Below are 2,720 nucleotides of genomic sequence, written 5' to 3'. Positions count from 1 at the left end.
GTGATCCGCGAGGACGGCCCACAAAGCAGCGCCGACCGCCAGCTCGATCTGCGCGACCGTTCGGATCGCCGCCGTCCCGGGACAGGAAAGTAGGCGAATGGATGGCAAAACGGTTCCGCCGCAGCCCGGCTTCGATCACCAGAACTTGGCGCGGGCGCGGCGGAACTGCCGGACGGCGGCCATTCCGAAATAGCTGCCGCCGATGACGATGATGGAAGCTACAGCCAGGACAGCTCAATTCGGATGGTTGTGAGCGACAGGCTTCGGACGGGCAGTATTCTGAGGGTGTTTGCACACCGTGTTCATGGTTGCCACAATTGAGATCACCTCAGAAGCGGCGCCCAATCGGAAACATTAGCACCTCCGCGTTTTGGCTCGGCTGCTTGAACTCCTCGCCGGCAACTGCCTCAATTAGCAAATCCAAGGCTTCGCGCCCCCTCCGGCTCATCGGGTCATCGCCTCGCAGGTAATGATACGCTCGATCCAGATGCACTCGCGCGGCGGAAAAATCGCTTGTCATTGACCCTCTCAGTTGCCGCCCGCGTTAGCCGTCTACGAGGTGAGGGTCGCGCAATCGTTAATATCCACAGACGGATTTGATTCAAATCGCAGATGAACCAAACACCGCTTTGTGTTATGCGAGAGCCCCTTTGATTAGGTCGGCGACGGGCCGGCGCGCGAGCGCCAGGGAAGGCCGGTTAAAGAACCGGCCGCTTGCAGGAATCGAACTCATGGATGTAGGCCTCCCCATGACGGACGACCAAGTAGGCCGCGACCGCCAGACAGCGTTCGAGCTCCTCAACCGAGGCCACGCCATTGCAAGGTGCGCAACGCCCCTCTACGGCTGGCGAACCAGGCAATCGGCCAGCACGCGGCATCGCCCCGGAGCCTATCCCTGATCGACAAATCTGAAGAGTTCACGAAGCTCGATTAGTGCGGAGACCGGCCGCGGGCCATTCCGGTCTGCGTCGAACCGGCAAACCCGATTTTGAAACACCAGATCCGTTCGTCTCGCGCCCAACCCCGCGACCAAAACAGTTTCCCCAAACTGCGGCGTACTACAGTGTGGCCCCATGTTCGCGCTCCTCTCGAAGGTCCAATCGGAGAGAGGATGGGTCAGATGGAAGAGAACAAAATGTCTTATGCGACGAGTTTCGGAAATGGCGTAGAAATGGGTTGAGAAGCTAGCGCCACTCGCCGTCGGCGCAGCCAAGCGTAGGGTGAGAATTCTACCGTCCAGCGCTACCGCCGTGCCAAGAGCATGTAATTTTGGCGTGTGGCCGATCCCCTATCCGGTCGTGTGTTCGGCGACGCCGTACCGAAAGCGACGGCCACGGCCAAGACGGACAACTAGTCCGCACGTGCCGATGGTTCGAATCCCTTCGGGGCACCATTCTTTCCGCAGAAGCCTTATAGCCAAATGATTTCATGGGCGTAAGCGTTTCCCGAGTTCCCAATGAGGTCCACCAAGGGGAACACGAGAGATGATGATAGACCTCCGATACGTTCAACTGCGCAAAGGTCGATACCGCTACAGGCGCAAGGTCAGGCCAGATTTTGCGGCCGATAGTGGGCAAGACCGAAATCATTATGCCGCTGGGAAAGACCCACGCTGAGGTCATGAGGCGGTATGACGCAGTCCATGCGCAAGCCGAGCGCCAACTGGCGGCGGCGGAAAGGGCCATCGAGATCACCGGACTGTTGGTGAGCGACGCTCGGCTTGATCACAAATTCCCGCACATCCTTGTCGTTCACCCACACCGCAGGCCCAAAACCAAAGGCTCAGTCAGAAACTGCCGCTGATTGGGGACGCGCTCGAGGCGGCTCAGGAGGCCGTGAGGCTGCGCAGGGACAAGAGCTACTATCCCCAGCCTATGGTCGCACCGGTGGCAGTGATGCGGCCTCAGCCGCTTTGATGAAGAACGTCCGGAAGATCGTAGCCGACAAGAAGGTGACGGTTCACAGCCTAAGGCACAGCATGACTGGCAGGATCAGGCTGAGCGGCGCTCTACTGCCGAACGAATACCTCATCCTCGGGCGGTCCAGTGGCGCGGTAGTGGGAGGCTTACGGCGGCGACGAGGCCCGGCTGGAGGTTGCCACCAGGGTAATGCGAAGGGCGCTGCTGGGGGAGTGATCGCGACGCTTCGCTTCATTGACTGCGCACTTCCGCGATGGGCACTCCATCGTGATGTTGGCACAGACTGTGATCGGCAAGCGTGTTGATCACGGGACAGCTCTCAACGCGCTCGTGACGACAGCTGGCCATACGATCAAGCTCGGCTTCAAGAGACTGTAGGCTGGCGATCATGCGCCGGACGTCTGCCTGCTTGGCAACCACGATAGCGTCAGCTTCCGAGCAGGGCTCGTTCGGCCTGTCCTGCAGTTTGAGGAGCGCGCGGATGTCCTTCATGTCGAACCCCAGCTCCCGCGAATGGCGGATGAATTTGAGCCGCCGCAAGTCACGCTCGTCGTAGATCCTTCGATTGCTTTCCGTCCGGGCCGGAGGATCAACGAGGCCGATTTGCTCATAGAAGCGGATTGTCGGGACCTTTATCCCGGTCATGTCCGCTGCGATACCAATAAAGACCACCTGTTCCATTTTGTGCTTGCTCCTCTAGTCACTAGAGGATGTAGGAGCAGGGTCACCCTTTGCAAGCCCGTGAGGTTTCCAGTGACCGAAGCTCAGACCCGCTATCGCCTGACCGGCATGGACTGTGCG

The 2,720-nt window shown here is 59.6% G+C and carries 3 protein-coding genes; all 3 read right to left on the bottom strand.

Going from position 1 to position 2,720, the window contains the following annotated elements:
- Positions 1 to 328 precede the first annotated feature (328 nt).
- On the bottom strand, positions 329 to 520 hold the full coding sequence (locus AC0L2P_RS32025) for a hypothetical protein (RefSeq protein ID WP_287202927.1): 192 nt from the start codon (positions 518 to 520) through the stop codon (positions 329 to 331).
- A 1,025-nt stretch (positions 521 to 1,545) separates the two neighbouring features.
- On the bottom strand, positions 1,546 to 1,755 hold the full coding sequence (locus AC0L2P_RS32020) for a hypothetical protein (RefSeq protein ID WP_473507219.1): 210 nt from the start codon (positions 1,753 to 1,755) through the stop codon (positions 1,546 to 1,548).
- 395 nt (positions 1,756 to 2,150) lie between these two features.
- Positions 2,151 to 2,600 carry a MerR family transcriptional regulator gene (locus AC0L2P_RS32015; RefSeq protein ID WP_473507218.1) on the bottom strand — a complete coding sequence of 150 codons (450 nt, stop codon included), beginning with the start codon at positions 2,598 to 2,600 and terminating at the stop codon, positions 2,151 to 2,153.
- Positions 2,601 to 2,720: the final 120 nt, after the last annotated feature.

The sequence above is a fragment of the Mesorhizobium sp. WSM4836 genome, from assembly GCF_055811815.1.
Note: the sequence above shows the minus strand (reverse complement) of the source record. Positions and strands in the feature narration are given on the sequence as shown.

Excerpts from the sequence above, each read along its gene's own strand:
- AC0L2P_RS32025 (WP_287202927.1), bottom strand. The coding sequence starts at position 520 with ATGACAAGCGATTTTTCCGCCGCGCGAGTGCATCTGGATCGAGCGTAT.
- AC0L2P_RS32015 (WP_473507218.1), bottom strand. The coding sequence starts at position 2,600 with ATGGAACAGGTGGTCTTTATTGGTATCGCAGCGGACATGACCGGGATA.